Annotated in this window: 1 pseudogene; it reads right to left on the reverse strand. The window is 74.2% G+C overall.

Annotated elements, in window-relative coordinates:
• Nucleotides 1-539 (reverse strand): annotated as a pseudogene (locus ACTJK8_RS32350) (glycosyltransferase); the annotation flags it as partial.

Genomic DNA, 539 nt, shown 5'->3' on the forward strand with positions numbered 1-539 from the left:
CAGCCCATCAGCCCGGCGGCCCGGCCGGTGCGCACGTAGTGCAGGAACGGCGACTCCCCGGGCCCCAGCAGATGGCCGTAGGTCTCCCTGTAGAACGCGATGGAGAAGGTCTTGCTCGGGTCGCGCCCCTCGTGCTGGCCGTAGGCGACGAAGTGGGCGAGCGGCCCGCCGGGGGCGCCGGCGGCGTCGGGGTTGCGCTTGGCGTAGAAGGCGGCGTCGAAGAACGGCGCGACCGTCCGGGCCTCGTCGGCCAGAACCGCCTCCCGCGAGTCCGGCGTGCCGTAGCGGGGGTGGAAGGCGCCGGCCGCGATGTCGGTGCCGTGCATCAGCGCCGTGGCGAGGCGGTGGACGAGGGGCGCGAGGCCCGTCTCGCGCATCCCGGGATGCGCGTCGGCGTAGGCCTGCCCGTCGAAATCGGGCCTGGGATTGCGGCCCTTCCGCCAGCCGGTGTCGCAGTAGTCGCGCACCGCGTCGTCGGCCTCGGACAGGCCGTAGCGCGCCCGGTAGAAGCCGTGGTCGAAATGCCCCGCCACCAGCCG

Source organism: Methylobacterium sp. 22177 (assembly GCF_052045615.1).
GTDB classification, from domain to species: Bacteria; Pseudomonadota; Alphaproteobacteria; order Rhizobiales; family Beijerinckiaceae; genus Methylobacterium; species Methylobacterium radiotolerans.